The 16,630-nt window shown below is 59.9% G+C and carries 16 protein-coding genes; 10 read left to right on the top strand and 6 right to left on the bottom strand.

Annotation, left to right across the window (positions count from 1 at the left end):
- Positions 1-3 precede the first annotated feature (3 nt).
- Complete coding sequence (locus N7V53_RS04435; RefSeq protein ID WP_279792316.1) at positions 4-432, bottom strand: hypothetical protein; 429 nt, start codon at positions 430-432, stop codon at positions 4-6.
- A 205-nt stretch (positions 433-637) separates the two neighbouring features.
- Here N7V53_RS04435 and N7V53_RS04430 point away from each other — a divergent pair, with 205 nt between their 5' ends.
- Genes N7V53_RS04430 through N7V53_RS04420 form a run of 3 tightly spaced genes read left to right on the top strand, consistent with a single transcriptional unit; the run spans position 638 to position 3,593 of the window.
- Entirely contained in the window at positions 638-1,756 is a 1,119-nt protein-coding gene (locus N7V53_RS04430; protein WP_279792314.1) for an ABC transporter substrate-binding protein, read from the top strand.
- A gap of 32 nt (positions 1,757-1,788) precedes the next feature.
- Positions 1,789-2,817: an iron ABC transporter permease gene (locus tag N7V53_RS04425; protein WP_164483650.1), complete on the top strand. Its 1,029-nt coding sequence runs from the start codon at positions 1,789-1,791 to the stop codon at positions 2,815-2,817.
- Entirely contained in the window at positions 2,814-3,593 is a 780-nt protein-coding gene (locus N7V53_RS04420) for an ABC transporter ATP-binding protein (RefSeq protein ID WP_279792312.1), read from the top strand. Before N7V53_RS04425 ends, N7V53_RS04420 begins: the two co-directional genes overlap by 4 nt.
- On the opposite strand, the gene N7V53_RS04415 is transcribed toward N7V53_RS04420, so the two are convergent.
- The 4 genes from N7V53_RS04415 to N7V53_RS04400 all read right to left on the bottom strand — a co-directional run bounded on the left by N7V53_RS04415 (position 3,585) and on the right by N7V53_RS04400 (position 7,126).
- Positions 3,585-4,709, bottom strand: coding sequence for an acyltransferase (locus N7V53_RS04415; RefSeq protein WP_279792310.1), 1,125 nt, complete (start codon positions 4,707-4,709; stop codon positions 3,585-3,587). The two genes, N7V53_RS04420 and N7V53_RS04415, sit on opposite strands and share 9 nt — an antisense overlap.
- 153 nt (positions 4,710-4,862) lie before the next feature.
- Complete coding sequence (locus tag N7V53_RS04410; protein WP_279792308.1) at positions 4,863-5,342, bottom strand: tetratricopeptide repeat protein; 480 nt, start codon at positions 5,340-5,342, stop codon at positions 4,863-4,865.
- Positions 5,343-5,402: 60 nt separating this feature from the next.
- On the bottom strand, positions 5,403-6,701 hold the full coding sequence (locus tag N7V53_RS04405) for a sorbosone dehydrogenase family protein (protein ID WP_279792305.1): 1,299 nt from the start codon (positions 6,699-6,701) through the stop codon (positions 5,403-5,405).
- The gene (locus tag N7V53_RS04400; RefSeq protein WP_279792303.1) at positions 6,698-7,126 is read right to left on the bottom strand and encodes a DUF2231 domain-containing protein; all 429 of its coding nucleotides are present in this window, start codon (positions 7,124-7,126) and stop codon (positions 6,698-6,700) included. The genes N7V53_RS04405 and N7V53_RS04400 overlap by 4 nt, the downstream gene beginning before the upstream one ends.
- Positions 7,127-7,409: 283 nt before the next feature.
- Between N7V53_RS04400 and N7V53_RS04395 the strand changes: the two genes are divergently transcribed.
- From N7V53_RS04395 to N7V53_RS04365, 7 genes are all read left to right on the top strand, one after another.
- Positions 7,410-9,506: a TonB-dependent receptor gene (locus N7V53_RS04395; RefSeq protein ID WP_279792299.1), complete on the top strand. Its 2,097-nt coding sequence runs from the start codon at positions 7,410-7,412 to the stop codon at positions 9,504-9,506.
- Positions 9,507-9,544: 38 nt separating this feature from the next.
- On the top strand, positions 9,545-10,456 hold the full coding sequence (locus tag N7V53_RS04390; protein WP_279792296.1) for an iron-siderophore ABC transporter substrate-binding protein: 912 nt from the start codon (positions 9,545-9,547) through the stop codon (positions 10,454-10,456).
- On the top strand, positions 10,453-11,439 hold the full coding sequence (locus tag N7V53_RS04385) for an iron ABC transporter permease (RefSeq protein ID WP_279792294.1): 987 nt from the start codon (positions 10,453-10,455) through the stop codon (positions 11,437-11,439). Before N7V53_RS04390 ends, N7V53_RS04385 begins: the two co-directional genes overlap by 4 nt.
- The gene (locus N7V53_RS04380) at positions 11,429-12,460 is read left to right on the top strand and encodes an iron ABC transporter permease (RefSeq protein ID WP_279792292.1); all 1,032 of its coding nucleotides are present in this window, start codon (positions 11,429-11,431) and stop codon (positions 12,458-12,460) included. The genes N7V53_RS04385 and N7V53_RS04380 overlap by 11 nt, the downstream gene beginning before the upstream one ends.
- 11 nt (positions 12,461-12,471) lie before the next feature.
- The gene (locus tag N7V53_RS04375) at positions 12,472-13,269 is read left to right on the top strand and encodes an ABC transporter ATP-binding protein (RefSeq protein ID WP_279792724.1); all 798 of its coding nucleotides are present in this window, start codon (positions 12,472-12,474) and stop codon (positions 13,267-13,269) included.
- Complete coding sequence (locus N7V53_RS04370; protein WP_279792290.1) at positions 13,256-14,002, top strand: IucA/IucC family C-terminal-domain containing protein; 747 nt, start codon at positions 13,256-13,258, stop codon at positions 14,000-14,002. The genes N7V53_RS04375 and N7V53_RS04370 overlap by 14 nt, the downstream gene beginning before the upstream one ends.
- Before the next feature lie 62 nt (positions 14,003-14,064).
- Positions 14,065-14,826, top strand: coding sequence for a helix-turn-helix transcriptional regulator (locus N7V53_RS04365; protein WP_279792288.1), 762 nt, complete (start codon positions 14,065-14,067; stop codon positions 14,824-14,826).
- Here N7V53_RS04365 and leuA read toward each other — a convergent pair.
- Positions 14,816-16,486 carry a 2-isopropylmalate synthase gene (leuA, locus tag N7V53_RS04360; protein WP_279792286.1) on the bottom strand — a complete coding sequence of 557 codons (1,671 nt, stop codon included), beginning with the start codon at positions 16,484-16,486 and terminating at the stop codon, positions 14,816-14,818. The two genes, N7V53_RS04365 and leuA, sit on opposite strands and share 11 nt — an antisense overlap.
- Positions 16,487-16,630: the final 144 nt, after the last annotated feature.

Genomic DNA, 16,630 nt, shown 5'->3' with positions numbered 1-16,630 from the left:
GCATCACGCAAACGGATGCTGCAAAACCACTTCACACTCTCTTCTGTTGGCCTGCACCTGCGTGGCGGTGTCATCCTGCCCTTTTTCATACCGCGGTGGGGTGATTGCCGGGTAAACAAAGCTGCCCACTTCGCTGCACTGCTCCGGATCTTCATCCCCCGCATAAAAGAGATAATACTGGTTCGAATCCGGGAAGAAGGCCAGGCTGTCGCCGTTGCGAAAGGTGGTGCTCCAGAAGGGCACGCCCGCTTTGGTGTGCGCCTTCTCTTTGCCCGCCGCGATTTGAAAATGGTCGCCCCACTTCATGGTCGTCAGGCTGTAATCAAAAAAAGAGATGGTCAACGCGCCGCGTGTCGGGCAGTTCAGCCTCACCGCATCGTCGGCGCGGGCGGTGGCAATAAACATCAACAGCAGAAAGAGGGTGTATTTCATGGCAGCGGGTCCGGCAAAAGCAAAGCATGAGGGTAAAGCATTGCCGCGTATAAACCCGTAAGAAAATATGTCAGAAAAAGAGAAAGGGAATCAGGATGTTAAGAAAGGGGTGTATTTGTTGAAACCGTATAGGTTTTGTTGAGCTAAATATGATAATAATTATCAAAACCATAATATTCTCATTACCATCAGGGCTCCTCTTTCTATGCATGGAAAAATCCGCACTACGCTGCTTCTCGGCGCGCTTCTCACGCTGCCCGTTCTCGCTCAGGCCACGCAATATCCCCTTACGGTGACCGATTTTAGCGGCCGTAAAGTGACGCTGGATCACGAGCCGCAGCGCGTGATTTTGCAGGATGGCCGCGACATCATGACCCTAGCGCTGCTGGATCGCGATAACCCGTTCAAACGCCTGGTGGCGTGGAACAACCTGGCGAAAAAGCAGGATGTCGAAAGCTGGAAGATGCTGAAAACCCGCTGGCCGGAATCCGCCAATATTCTCGATATGGGCTTTAGCGACAAAGGCAATGTCGACCTCGAAAGCGTGCTGGCAAAGCAGCCGGACCTGATGATTGCCCAGCTGCGCGCGAAACCGTCGCTGACGGACAGCGGCGTGCTCGACAAGCTGACGGCGCTGAAGATCCCGGTGGTGTTTGTCGATTATGAAGTGAACCCGGCGAAAGATACCGCGCCGAGCGTCGATCTGCTGGGCAAAGTGCTTAACCGTGAAAGCAACGCTGAAGCTTACACCACTTACTATCGCCAGCATCAGCAGGCGATCACGCAGAAAACCGCCGCCATTACGCCGAAGCCGAAAGTGTTTGTCGAAGCGCTGGCGGGCAGAGCCGACAGCTGCTGCTTTACCCACGGCCACAGCGGCTGGGGCGGTCTGGTGGAAGCGGTGGGCGCAACCAACCTCGGTTCAGAACTGCTGCCGGGCGCAACCGGCTTTATCTCTCTTGAGAAGATCATCAGCGTCAGCCCGGATGTCTACATCATGACCGGCTCCAAACGCGGTAACAGCCAGGTGCTGCCGCTTGGCCTGAATGTCTCGGCAGACGATGTGAACAAGCAGGCGCAGGTGCTGCTGAGCCGTACCGGCATCAGCCAGATCCCGGCGGTGGCGCAGAAGCACGTTTATGGTGTTTATCACCACTTCTATAACCACCCGTATAACATCGTGGGTATGGAGTACCTGGCGAAGGATATCTATCCGCAGGCGTTTGCCGATCTCGACCCGGATGCGACTTATCATCACATCATCAAAAACTTCACCAAATTGCCGGATGACGGCTTTGTTTACAGCTGGCAGCAGGGCAAATAAACAGAATGAGTACCACTCTTGACGCGGGCGCGTTGATGGACAACTACCGCGCGATAATGCGTCGTCGCGTTGGCCTGCTGGCGCTGCTGGTGGGGTTGATTATCGCCTCAATGCTGCTCGACTTTACCCTCGGCCCCTCCGGCCTGTCGCTGGATGTGCTGGGGCAAACGCTGCTGCATCCGCAGAGCGTCGACGCCGGAATACGGGTGATTGTCTGGGATATCCGCATGCCCTATGCGCTGATGGCGATTGTCGTCGGCTTAACGCTGGGGCTGGCGGGGGCTGAGATGCAGACCATCCTCAATAACCCGCTCGCCAGCCCGTTTACCCTCGGCGTTTCGTCAGCGGCGGCCTTTGGCGCGGCGCTGGCGATCGTGCTTGGCATCGGCATTCCCGGCATCCCCGCCCAGTGGTTTATATCGGCCAACGCCTTTATCTTTGCGCTGCTGGCGGCGCTGCTGCTGGATGGCATTACCCGCTGGACGCAGGTGGCGACTTCCGGCGTGGTGCTGTTTGGTATTGCGCTGGTCTTCACCTTCAACGCGCTGGTGTCGATGCTGCAATTTATCGCCAATGAGGACACCTTGCAGGGGCTGGTTTTCTGGACGATGGGCAGCATTGCCCGCGCCTCGTGGGAGAAGCTCGGCATTCTGCTGCTGGCGCTGGCGGTGATTATGCCGCTGTCGATGCTCAGCTCCTGGAAGCTCACTTCCCTGCGTTTAGGCGAAGATCGCGCCATCAGCTTTGGTATCAACGTGCGCCGCCTGCGGCTGACAACGCTGCTGCGCATCAGTATTTTGTCGGCGCTGTCGGTGGCATTCGTCGGGCCGATTGGCTTTATCGGCCTCGTAGCCCCGCACATAGCCCGCATGCTGTTTGGCGAGGATCACCGCTTCTATCTTCCGGGCAGTGCGCTGATTGGCGCGCTGGTGCTGTCACTGGCGTCGATTGTCTCCAAAAACCTGATTGATGGCGTCATCATCCCGGTCGGCATCGTCACCTCGCTGGTCGGCGTGCCGTTCTTTATCACCATTATTGTGCGCCACCGGGGGAGTGTATGAGCCCGCAGTCCGGTTTATCCCTGCGCGGCTTCAGCGCGGGTTACCACAAACAGCCGATTATTCAGGATCTGGCGATTGACCATCTGCCGCGCGGCAAAGTGACGATCCTGCTCGGGCCGAACGGCAGCGGCAAATCGACGCTGCTGCGCGCCATGGCCGGGCTGAACAAAGCTCAGGGCGAACTGCGGCTCGATGGCGATGATCTGCTGACGCAACCCTTCGCCAGACGCGCCGAGCAGGTGGTTTACTTGCCGCAGTCGCTGCCGGCGGGCGTGCATCTGCATGTGCTGGAGTCAATTATCGTGGCGCAGCGCGCGTCTGGCGGCCTGCACAGCGCCGAGCAGCAGGCGCAGGTGATGACGCTGTTGCGCCAGCTGGGCATTGAGCACCTGGCGCTGCACTATCTTGATCAGCTCTCCGGCGGGCAGAAACAGCTGGTCGGTCTGGCGCAGTCGCTGATCCGCCAGCCCACCTTGCTGCTGCTCGATGAGCCGCTCAGCGCGCTGGATCTTAATTATCAGTTCCACGTGATGGATCTGGTGAAGCGCGAAACTCAGCGCCGCAATATCGTTACCGTGGTGGTGGTGCACGATATCAATATCGCACTGCGCCACGGCGACCATGTGCTGATCCTGAAAAAGGGCCAACTGGTAGCCGACGGCGATCCGGGTGAGGTGATCACCCCGCACACGCTGGCAGAGGTGTACGGCGTGCGCGGGCGGGTGGAGCCCTGCTCGCAGGGGATGAAACAGGTGATTATTGACGGTTTAGTTTGAGGGGTGTTGTTGCACAGCAGGTGCAGATTTCCACATGCACTTGCTCTCAACCCATTTATACATCACCGGGGCAATCACGCCTGCCGCGACCAATGCGCAAACCTGCCAGAGATAATGACCGGCGCTGTAGAGATAGTGCTTGGCGACGGTTTGCGTAATGCCATGCACCAGATAGAGCGAAAAGCTACAGGTGCCGAGCATTCGTAGCGGAAGAGAGGTCAGCAGGCCGAAATAGTCACATCCGCATTTCACGGTATAGAAGACCACCAGCATGTAAAGCGCGGTAGTCGGATTATAGGCATGGCGGGTAAAGGCGATTGCGGCAATAAGCAGTGCCAGACAAATGAGATCCGACGGGCGTTTATCCGACTTGATAGTGGCAACCAAAAAGCCCACCAGAAAATACATCACATACGCCAGCCGTTCGTCACTGCCGAGCAGATACTTTCCGCCCATTACCAGCGCCATTAAGAAAATGACAAAGAGCGTCGCGTGCTTAATGTGGCGCATGAGCAGGTATAAGAAAGGGATCGCAAGGTACAAGCGAAGCTCCCACACCAGCGTCCAGAAGATACCCGAGGTAGCGATTTGCAGCGTGGTGCCATTGATCACGGCGCCAGGCGGCTCAAAAAGGAAGGGCAGCGACGAGATAAACCACTCGTCCGGCGACGTATGGCTGCCTGGATGCATAATAAACGTCGCGGCATAGATAAGCGCCAGCGTGGCGATAACCGGCGGGTAGATCCTTGCCAGTCGTGACAGCGCGAATCCGCGATAATTAAAGGTGGGGGCGAGGGCTTTCTTAAAAAAAAGAAAGCCGGAAAGCATAAAGAAAATACCGACGGGGAGCTGTCCGGTGATGAAAATCGCGCTTTTAATCTGGCTGAAAGAGATATAGTCGAGCGACCAGTAATCGTCTGCTGCGCCGCCATTTCGCCAGAAGAGATGAAATATCGCCACCAGCGCTGCGCAAATACCGCGTAGGCCGTCGAGGGCAAGGTATTTTTGCTCGGGCGGCTTAATCCCGATAAGGGAAGATGTAGCTGTAACCGTTGCGACAAGAATGCCGAAATAGACTAAATATTCAAGGATATAAGCAGTATAGGTATAAAGCACAAGACGATCTCTTGCCTCGAAGGCAACGGAAGCAGAAAAAATAAGAGTGCGCGTAATCTACACATAGCTGCCTTAAATGGAAAGTCTGCAAATTTGGCAGGTTTCTGTTCGCGCAGCCCTTTTTTACAGTCAGACGCTGCCAGCATGCACTTGTTACCAGCGCTGATGCGGGTTCTGCGCGTAGTTGCGCAGCACTTCCGCGTAGGGTGCTGTGCGGGTATCGGGATTTCGCACAATAGACTCCAGCAGGACGGCAAGCGCGGCGTCGTGCTCGCCGAGGTTGTGCAGGCAGAGGGCATAGAAGGGCGGCACTTCGGTTGCCAGCGGCCAGCGGGCGATAATCTCCTTAAACTGCGCTTTTGCCTGCGGGTATTTCCCGAGACAGCGCCAGGTTGAGGCGAGGCCAAAGCGCGCTTCAAACTCATCCTCATCGCCAAGGCCAGCCTCAATCGCCGCCAGGTAATACCCTTCGGCATCCCGCTCGCGGCCCTGGTTATCAAACGACCAGGCGATATTGAGCAGCGCCTGCGCGCGCAGCGTCGGTTCATCGGCAAGTACCTTTAACGCTTCGCGGCTCTGCTCATGCTCGCCCGCTTTTCGCAGCGCAATCGCTGCCTGCAACCTGCTCTCCATTCGCCTCTCCTTAAAAATGTTGAGGCTATGTTATAAGCGAGGCGGCAGGCAGCCACAAGGTTAGCGCGCGCTGACCCGCCAGATGGTGTTGCCCGCATCGTCGGCAATCAGGACGCCGCCCTGCTTATCCATCGCCAGGCCGACCGGCAGACCGCGCACCTGCTTCTCGTCATCGGTAAGAAAACCGCTCACCACCGGCTGCGGTTGCCCGACCGGTTTGCCGTTTTCAAACTTCACCCACACCACCTGATAGCCGTTAAGCGGCTTGCGGTTCCAGCTGCCGTGCTCGCTGACAAACGCGCCGCCGCGGTATTGCGGCATATTCTCGCCGGTGTAGAAGAGCAGGCCGAGCGGCGCGACGTGGGAGCTGAGCGCGTAGTCAGGCTTAATCGCCTGCTTCACCAGATCCGGGCGCGGCGGCTGGACGCGCTCATCCACATGCTGACCGAAATAGCTGTAAGGCCAGCCGTAGAAGCCTTTATCCTGCACCGAGGTCATGTAATCCGGCACCAGATCGGAGCCAATCTCGTCACGTTCGTTGACGATAGCCCACAGCGCGCCGCTTTCGGGCTCCCACTGCAACCCAGTCGGGTTGCGCAGGCCGCTGGCGAATATGCGGCTCGCTCCGGTTGCGGCATCCACCTCCAGCACCGCCGCACGGCGGTATTCCGCGCCGATACCGTTCTCAGTGATGTTGCTGTTGGAGCCAACACCGACATAGAGCTTGCTGCCATCAGGGCTGGCGAGCAGGGATTTGGTCCAGTGGTGGTTAATCGGCCCGCCCGGCAGTTCCGTCACCACTTCACCCGGTGCGGTAATGGTGGTTTGCCCCTCCTGATAGGGGAATTTCACCAGGCTGTCGGCATTCGCCACCCACAGGGTGTTGCCAATCAGCTGGATACCGAACGGCGAGTGCAGGTTTTCAATAAAGGTGTGCTTCTGCCATTTGCCGTCGACATTGCGCAGCAGGGTGATGCGATTGCCGCCTGGGCCACCTTTGCCGGAGGCTTTTTGCACAATGCCCATAATCAGCTGTTTCGGGCGCGTGGTCGGCTTCGCCGGGCCGTTGGCTTCCGCCACCAGCACATCGTTATTTGGCAGCACATAGACCTGACGCGGGTGTTGCAGGCCATCGGCGACTTTCTCAATCTTCAGCCCCTGCGCCACTTTTGGCATCTCGCCCTCTTTCCACGCCACCCCTTCCGGCACCTGCATCGGCGGCATCAGGAAGTTTTGCGCTTTCGGCAGTTCAGGGTTTGGCCCCATTTGTTTGGCAGGATCGAGGCTCGCGCCCTGATCGCAGCCGGCCAGCAGTGCGGTGAGCGTAAAGGCGAGGAGTGTTTTGCGGTGGATTCTCATGCGATCACTCCTTTGCGGGTACGAAGGGCAAGCTGGACGTTAGCAATCAGCAGCAGCGCCACGACGGCGGTGGAGAGGATCACCCCCAGCGGCACCACGGCGTAGGCGTCGCGGCTGTGAACAAAGGCGTTGAAAATCGCCAGCACAATGGCAAGCAGCCAGAGCCAGAAGTGGATTTTCACCGCCGCCGTTGCCAGCGTGCGTTGGGTGAACCACACCTGCACCAGATTTATTAGCCGCGGCACAATCGCCAGCACCAGCCCGATGGCGATGAGCCAGCTTGCCGCGTCGGTCCACATGATTTGAAAAGATTTGAGATAGAGAATATCGAAGATCCACGCGGCGGTGAAAAAGCCGAGCGGCAGGGGGTTTAACAGTTCATAGAGCGCAATGGCGACCCGCGATGGTCCGGAGGTAGTTTGCATTGGTCTTCCTTAGTAAACGGGGGATCGGGAAGTGACCACGACTCAAGCCACAGAACGTGCCTGATAAAGGGTAGACAAAATAATGTGAAACGGCGGTTTGTTAGCAGCCTTGTGCGCCATAACGCATTCTGCATAGTTATAAGTTTCGAGACGGGAATATTCACTTTACATTGAGTTATTGATAATGATAATCGGTCTCAAATTGTTTCTTATTGTTCTTATTTGATGTTGTTACGGATGATCTTCGCCCGTGCGGCGAGATATTACATTGAGGGTTGTTTGCATGCGATTTTCCCCCTTATATGGCGCGCTTACTCTGGTCATCGCGTCGCCGCTTTATGCGCAGGATGCGACAAGCAGTGAAGAAGATGTGGTTGTAACGGCTACGCGCACCGACGGCTCGCGCAATGACTCCCCGCAGGTGATCAAAGTGATCACTGAAAAGGAGATTGCCCAACAGCGCCAGCTCACCTCCGATACCTCGCAGATCTTAAGTAACCTGCTGCCGTCGTTTTCGCCGTCGCGACAGAAGATGTCCGGCAGCGGTGAGACCCTGCGCGGGCGTACGCCGCTGGTGATGATTGACGGTATTCCGCAATCCAACCCGCTGCGCCCGACCGGGCGTGAAATGCACACCGTCGATGCCTCCATGATTGAGCGCATTGAGGTGATCAAAGGGGCAAATACCAGTAACGGCGTGGGCGCGACGGGTGGGGTGATCAACATCATCACTAAACGGGCGAAGCCGGGCACCGCCAACCAGCACTTCAGCATCGAAACCACCACGCCGACCTCTGAACTTAATCACGATACGCTGGCCTACAAAACTAACTACAGCATCAATGGCAGCGAGGAGTATCTCGACTACCTCTTCGCCCTCAGCTATGAAGATCAGGGGTTGTTCAAAGATGCGAATAATCACGCCATTGGCGTCGATAACACCCAGGGCGATTTGATGGATTCTCGGGCGTGGGATCTGCTGGCGAAAGTGGGTTACTGGCTCGATAACGACCAGCGTGTGCAGTTAAGCCTTAACCGCTACCGGCTGAAAAATAAAGATAATTATGTCAGCGTCACCGGCGATCGCGACGCTGGCAGGTTGACCACCTCACGCAAAGGTACGCCGGAAGGCACCGCGCCGCATAACGATGTCTGGACCGTGGGCACCACCTACGACAACTACAATCTCGCCGGGATGAAGCTGACTGCGCTGGCCTACTATCAGCGCTACGAAGCGCTGTTCGGTGCCACCAACTCCTCCTCCTTCCAGGACCCGCAGATTGCGCCAATTGGCACGCTCTACGATCAGAGCCGCGCGTATACCGATAAGTACGGCAGCAAAATCGCCCTGACAAAAGATGATATCTGGGACGATCGCATTAAGGCGACGGTGGGCTTCGACACGCTGTTTGATAACTCGAAACAGGATCTCTGGAGCACCGGGCGCACCTACGTGCCGGAGATCAACTACACCGATCTCTCGCCTTTCCTGCAACTTGAGTACGCGCCGGTGGAGTCGGTCAAACTGAGCGGCGGCATTCGCTACGAATATGCGCGCCTGAAGATCGACAGCTACCAGACGGTGTGGGCCAACGATCGCGTCACGGTCGAAGGGGGCACGCCGTCGTTCGATGAAACCCTCTACAACGCCGGTATTGTCTGGACGCCGGTCACGCCGCTGAGCCTGTTTGCCAGCTACAGCGAAGGCTTTACCGTGCCGGATGTTGGCCGCGTGCTGCGCGGCATCGACACGCCGGGGGTGAAGCTGAGTGATTACGACAGCCTGCAACCGATCATTACCAAAAACAGTGAAGTCGGCTTCCGCGTCCAGCAGGCGCCGTTCGATTTTGAGGCCAGCTACTACAAATCGACCTCTAAACTGGGCAGCCGCGTCGAGTTGCAAAACGACGCCTTTGTCGCGCGGCGTGAAAAGACCGAGATCGATGGCGTTGAAGTGAGCGCAGGCTACGCGCCGAACGCTGACCACAAGCTGAACCTTGCGTGGTCGCATATGCGCGGCCGCTACGACAGCGATGATAACGGCAGTCTCGATGCCAAACTCGACGGTCTTAATATCGCCCCGGATCGCATCATCGCCAGCTGGTCGGCAAACTGGAATGCCGAACTGAGCACCTTCTTACAGGCTAACTGGGCGCTGAGTAAGAAGTTCGACGACGAAGACAAGGATTTCTCCGGCTATGCGATTGTCGATGCGGCGGTGGGCTACAAGCTGCCTTATGGTCAGCTGAGCCTTGGCATCTCTAACCTGCTCAACAAGCAGTACGTCACCTATTACTCGCAAAGCGCCTCGGTCGATCCGGATCGCTACTTCGCCGGGCGGGGCCGCACGGCCACACTCGGTTACAGCCTTGACTTCTGATGGTCACCGCTCCCCTCGCGGGAGCGGCAACGTAACGGATGAATAGCCTGAATATCTCACTTTCCCGGCGGCGCGGCCTGCAAGCGATGCTGCTTTATGGCATCGCCCCCGGCCTGTTTGCCGCGCCGCCCGCCGCGCCGCCCGCCTTGCCGCGCGCCATCTCACTTTTTCAGGGGGCGACGGACAGCCTGGCAGCGCTCGGCGTGACGCCCTGCGGCATGGTGGAGTCATGGGCGGAAAAGCCGGTCTATCGCTACCTGCGCCCGCGCTTCTCAAACGTGCCGCAACTCGGCCTGGAGACGCAGCCGCAGCTGGAAAAGATGGTGCTGCTGAAGCCCGATATCATCTTCGCCTCGCGTTTTCGCCACCAGGATGTCGCGCCGCTGATGGCGAAAATCGCCCCGGTGGCGTTGCTCGATGATGTCTTTGAATTCAAAAAAACACTCAGCGTGGTTGGCGACAGGCTCGGTCTTGCTGACAGCGCCAGCGCGCTGTTGCACCAGTGGCGGAGCCGGGTGGTGACGCTACGCGGGCGCATTGCGCAGCGCTTTGCCGCACCGCCGACGGTGTCGGTTATCGAAGTGCGCCCCGATCATATTCGCAGCTACGTCGCCGCCAGTTTTCCCGGCTCGGTAATGAGCGAACTGGGTTTTGGCTGGAACAGCGCGGCGCAACAGGCGCGCAGCACCTCGCTGCGCTTCTCCGGCTTCGAGAATATTCCGCTGCTTGATGCCGATCTCTTCTTCATTTTGCTGCGCACAGAGAGCGCGGCGATCATGCGCCACTATCGGGCGCTAACCGCACATCCGCTCTGGCGGCAGTTGCGGGCGGTGAAGGCGCAGCGGCTGTGGACGGTGGACAGCGTGCCGTGGAGTTTGTCCGGCGGCATTCTTGGCGCTAATCACATGCTTGATGATGTCGACGCCGCGCTGCGCGGGGAGGGGGCATGAAGGGGCGCTTTCTGCTCTGCTTTGCGCTGCTGCTGGTGATGGCGGCACTCAGCGTAATGGTCGGCACGCAAATTTATACGCCGGGCGAGATTGCGCGCGCGCTGTGGCAGCCGGATGCCACCCTCGCGCGTGATGTAATTATTCACACCTCGCGTTTACCGCGCACGCTGTTGGCAGCGGCCGTCGGTGCCTTCCTCGCGGTGGCAGGGGCGTTAATGCAGGCACTGACGCGCAACCCGCTCGCCTCGCCAGGGCTGTTTGGCGTCAATGCGGGTGCGGCGCTGCTGATTGTGCTGGCGGGTGCGCTGTTCAGCATTGGCGAGGCGTGGATCACGCTGCTGCTGGCATTTACCGGCGCGTGCCTCACCGGGTCGCTGGTGTGGTTTGCCAGCCAGAGAAGCAGCGGTCAGCTTAACCCGCTGCGGCTGGTGCTGGCGGGCGTGGCGATCACCGCCCTGTGCAACGCGTTTACCCAGGCGATCCTGGTGATGGATCAGGAGAGCCTCGACACCATGCTCTTCTGGCTGGCAGGGAGCCTTGCGGGCAACGATCTCGCGCATCTCTACCCGATGCTGCTGCCGGGCGGGTTGCTGCTGATTGTCGCCATGCTCTGCGGCGGGCAGATGGGAGTGCTCAACGCGGGTGAAGAGATTGCCCGCGGGCTGGGGCAGAACATCGCCCGAGTGCGCCTGCTGGCAAGTATGCTGGTGGTCGGGCTGGCGGGCTGCGCGGTGGCGCTGGCGGGCAATATCGGCTTTGTCGGGCTGATTGTGCCGCACATCGCCCGGCAACTTTTTGGCAGTGATGTGCGCACTTTGCTCCCCGCCTGCGCGCTGCTGGGGGCGTTGCTGCTGCTGGCGGCGGATATCGCCGCGCGGGTGGTGATCCTGCCGCAGGAAGTGCCGGTCGGGGTGATGACCGCGCTGCTCGGCGCACCCTTTTTTATCCTGCTGGCGCAGCGCCGGGGGCAGCATGCCGGATAGCCAACTCTTTCGCTGCGGCGCGTTTGCCCGCCTCTACTCGCGTCGCCAGTTGCTGATCCTTATGAGCTGCACGCTGATCGCCGCGCTGATTGTGCTTATCGCACTGAGCGTCGGCGATGTGCCGATCCCGCTGCTGCATACTCTTCGCTTACTGGTGTTGGCCGATAACAGCGCTGAGCATTTTATTCTGCATGAGCTGCGCCTGCCGCGCGTGGCGCTGGCGCTGCTGGCGGGCGGCGGGCTGGGGCTTGCCGGGTTGATTTTGCAAACCCTCGTGCGCAACCCGCTCGCCTCGCCGGACACCCTAGGCGTCACCGCCGGTGCCAGTGCTGGTGCGCTGCTGTGGCTCACCTTTTTTAGCCTGCGTTACGGCAGCGCGGGCATGCCTTATGCCGCAATGGCCGGTGCAGCCTGTGCCGTCGGGCTGATCTTTCTGTTAAGCGCGCGGCGCGGGTTAACGCCGCTGCGCATGATCCTCACCGGCGTAGGGGTTTCGGCGCTGGCGGGCGCGGTGGTGACGCTGATCCTCGTCTTCAGCCCGCTGACCACCACCTTTTCCGCGTGGGTGTGGCTGAGCGGCAGCGTCTATGCCGCCAGCTGGCCGAAGGTGCTGCACTTGCTTCTCTTCTACCTGTGGGCGATCCCGCTGCTGGTCGTTCTGCTGCGCTACCTGAAGGCGCTGCAGCTTGAGGATGCGCTGGCAACCGGGCTGGGTGTGCGGGTGAATGCCATTCGCCTCCTGCTGTTGCTGGCCTGCGTGACGCTCTCCGGCAGCGCGGTGGCGCAGGTCGGAGCGATGGCCTTTGTCGGGCTGGTGGCACCGCATCTTGCTCGCCTGGTGGTGGCGCAGGGGATCTTCAGCCAGGCATATGTCGCGGTGTGCAGCGGCGGCAGTATGGTGGTGGCCGCCGATCTGCTGGCGCGCACGCTGTTTCGCCCCGCCGATCTGCCCGCCGGGATCTTTGTCGCGCTGGCCGGCGCGCCGCTCTTTCTTTGGTTGCTGATAAGGCAGCGTTCGTAAGCAATGGGGAAATTGTGTCTCTGATAACGGAAAAACTGAGCGTCAGCTACGCGCAGCGGCAGGTGATCGACGGGCTCGATTTAACCCTGCCGACGGGCAAGGTTTCGGTGCTGATTGGCAGCAACGGCTGCGGCAAAAGCACGCTGTTAAAAGCGATGGCGCGCCTGATCACGCCGCAATCCGGCGTGGTCACTCTCGACGGAATGGATATTCACGCCACTTCCAGCGCGAAAGTGGCGCGCAAGCTGGCGATTTTGCCGCAAACGCCGGTGGCACCGGAAGGCATCTCCGTGCGCCAGCTGGTGAGCCTTGGGCGCTTCCCCTATCAAAACTGGCTGCGGCAGTGGTCAGTTGAGGACGATCGTCATGTTGATGAGGCGCTGCGCTTAACCGCGACCACGGCGTTGCAGCACCGCCCGGTCGAAGCACTCTCCGGCGGCCAGCGCCAGCGGGTGTGGATTGCAATGACATTAGCGCAGGCCACCGACACGCTGCTGCTTGATGAGCCGACCACCTGGCTCGATCTGGCGCACCAGGTGGAGATCCTCGAACTGCTGCGCGATCTCAACCGGCGACAGGGGAAAACCATCATTATGGTGCTGCACGATCTCAATCTTGCCTGCCGCTACGCCGATCACCTGGTCGCTATCCGCGAAGGGCAGGTTGTTGCCGAGGGCGTGCCGCAGCAGATCATGACTGAAGCCCTGGTGAGACACGTCTTTAACCTGCGCTGTCGCATTATTGACGATCCCTTTTTCCATACGCCGATGTGCATTCCTTTTCCGGGTGAACACCATGCTGAACCCTGACGAACTCGCCTACCTGCGTAAGGCGTTTCGCCTGCGCGCGCTGGAGGAGGCCGATGCACGCAGCGTGATAAGTGCCGGGATGCTGGAACCCGGCATCTGCGCCGACGTGCTCGATACGATTATGCCGCTGATTGGCGCGCCGGATCGCGCCATCGCCGCGTCGCTGCTGACCAAGCGGCTCTCCTTTCTGCTGACCGGAAACGTGCTCTATGGGATGAGCGTGTTTGATAAAGGGCTGCATCTCACCCTTGACGCCAGCCATCTGGAGTATGCCCATGACAACGGCTTGTGGACCTCGTCACTGCCCGCCGCGCTTACCGTTAGCGGCTATGCGCCCGGCGCGCGGGACGCGTGGCGCGAAAAGGTGGTCGGCGGGCTGTTTCGTGATTTTATCGCCCCGATCTGGCAACGCCTTTCAGCGGTGAGCGGCCTGCCTGCGCAAATCCTCTGGGAGAACTGCGCGGTGCGCGTCTACTCGCTCTATGAAGGGCGCATGGCGGGGCTGAACGAGGCGCAGGCCGCGCGTCAGCAGGCGGATTTCGCCTGGCTGATTGCTGAGGCCGACCCGGCGCTGTTCGGCCTTGGCTGGAACCCGCTTAAGCGTTTTCGCCGCCCGTCGCAGCGCAATGGCGCAGGCGAGGCGGTGCGTTTTCGCCGCACCTGCTGCTTCTACTACAAAGCCTCACAGCCGGTGGAGTATTGCCTCAACTGCCCGCTCTGCCGGGTTAAGTAGGTGACAGCGCGGGCGGCGGTGATTATGGTAAAGCTTCCTGATCAATCGCCAACGGTCACGCCGTGAAACAGACATTTGCACTCGATTTCTCCCACCGCGCGTTGATCCCCTACGCTCATGACTACCGGCACGGGGAGCATGAGCCGTGGCATTCGCACCCCTGCGATCAGTTGATCCACACGTTGAGCGGTGTGATCCGCGTGGAGACGGAGCAGGGGATCTGGATCGTGCCGCCAGGACGCGGGGTGTGGATCCCGGCGCAGGTGGTGCACACGCTCTTTATTGAGGGCGATGTGCAGGCGCGCGGGGTGTTTGTCGAGCCGCTGGCGAGGGCCGATTTACCGGTAGTATGCCAGGTGGTGCGCGTCAACGATCTGCTGCGCGCCCTGATGGTCGAGGCCCCGCGGCTGGAGGAGAGTTACCAGCCCGGCAGCCGTGCGGAGCGCATCTATGAGCTGATTCTGGATGAGATCCGGCTGATGAATACGCTGCCGTTTTGCCTGCCGGAGCCGACGTCGGCGCGCTTAAAGCCGCTGTGCGACGCGATACGGCAAACGCCGACGCAGGCGTGGACGCTCGAGCACGCCGCGCGGCAGGTAAACATGAGCGGGCGCACGCTCGCGCGCCACTTCTACCAGCAGACCGGGTTGCAGTTTAGCGAATGGGTGCGCCGCGCGCGGTTGCTGATCGCCCTGACGCGGCTGGCGAACGGCGAGCCGGTGACGCAGGTGGCGCTGGAGTGCGGCTATGCCACCCCCAGCGCCTTTAGCGCCATGTTTCGCCGGGTGATGGGCGTGCCGCCCGGCGACTACTTTACCCAGTGATAAAGGGCTGCGCGGCGTTAAGCACCGCCTGCAGTGAGGCGCGGGTGATATCGCTGTCGATACTGACACCCCATGCGCGCTCGCCGCGCGCGTTGGCGCAGCAGACATAGGCTACCGAGCGGCTGTCGCTGTGCTTGCCAAGTGTGTGTTCGTAGTAGCTCTCAATATTGATCTCAACGCGCAGGCTGCGGCAGAGCGCGGTTAACGCCGCCGAGAGAAAACCGTTGCCCGTCGCATCCAGCTTCAGCGTCTCATTATGCCAGCGGATCTCCGCTTGCAGAGTGGTGCGCTGCCCCGGCTGGTTGGTGCAGACATACTCAATCAACGCCAGCGGTGGCTGATCCACCAGGCCGTAGGTCTGGCGAAACAGATTCCAGATCGCCATTTGCGACATCTCTTTGCCCGCGCTGTCCGCCGCCTGCTGCACATGCCCGCTGAACTCCTGCTGAAGCTTGCGCGGCAGTGTCAGGCCGTGGTTCTGCTCCAGCAGCCAGGCCGCGCCGCTCTTGCCCGACTGGCTGTTGACGCGAATAACCGCTTCGTAGCTACAGCCAATATCCGCCGGATCGAGCGGCAGATAGGGCACCTGCCAGACGTCCGCCGGGCTGGTTTGCCGCGCGGCGAATCCTTTCTTAATCGCGTCCTGGTGCGAGCCGGAAAAGGCGGTAAAGACCAGCTCACCGGCGTACGGGTGGCGCGGCGCAACCGGCAACTGGTTACACTCCTCGACCACCTCCACCACCTTTTTCATCTGGCTAAACTCAAGGCCCGGTGCGATGCCCTGGGTGTAGAGATTGAGCGCCAGCGTCACCAGATCGGCATTGCCGGTGCGCTCGCCGTTGCCAAACAGGCAGCCTTCAACCCGCTCTGCACCTGCCAGCAGCGCCAATTCGGCGCTGGCAATGCCGGTACCGCGATCGTTGTGGGTATGCACGCTGATGCACACCTGCTCGCGGCGCGAGAAGTGGCGGCAGAAGTGCTCAATCTGGTCGGCATAGACATTGGGCATGCTCACTTCAACGGTGGCCGGCAGGTTGATGATCATCGGCCGCGTGGAATCGGGCTGCCAGACATCGGCCACCGCTTCGCAAATCGCCAGCGCGAATTCCGCTTCGGTAAAGCAAAAAGTTTCCGGTGAATACTGGAACACCCACTGCGTTTCGGGTGCGGCTTCGCACTGCGCGCGGATTTGCCGCGCCGCGTTGACCGCCAGCGCGACAATCTCCTCTTTGCTCTGGCGAAAAACCTGCTCGCGGAACACCGGCGCGGTGGCGTTGTAGAGGTGCACCGTTGCGCGGCGTGCGCCCTGCAAGGATTCAAAGGTGCGGCGAATCAGATCGTCACGCGCCTGGGTTAACACCTGAATGGTGACATCTTCGGGGATGCGCTGCTCCTCGATCAGCTGGCGCACAAAGTTAAAGTCCGTTTGCGACGCGGAAGGGAAGGCGACCTCAATCTCCTTAAAGCCGCACTCCAGCAGTAACTCCCAGAATTTCAGTTTGCGTGCCGCGTCCATCGGCTCGGCGAGGGCCTGGTTGCCGTCGCGTAAATCCGTCGACAGCCAGCGCGGCGCGTGGATCAATACGTTATCCGGCCAGCGGCGATCGCGCAGCGGCAGCGGGGCATGGGGGTGATATTTATCAGCAGGGTTAGTTAACATTTTCGGCTCTCCACAGGGTGTGGTTTTAGTTTCCACACCGCAGCGGTTGCGCGCGCCCGCGCAGCTGACAACCTGTTGCGTAAAAGTGACAACCCGCAGGGAAATGATGACCGGATAAGGCCCGGTGCATTGCCCGATGGCGCT

The organism is Kosakonia sp. HypNH10 (assembly GCF_029850615.1).
GTDB classification, from domain to species: domain Bacteria; phylum Pseudomonadota; class Gammaproteobacteria; order Enterobacterales; family Enterobacteriaceae; genus Kosakonia; species Kosakonia cowanii.
This window is presented reverse-complemented; position numbering and strand designations above follow the sequence as displayed.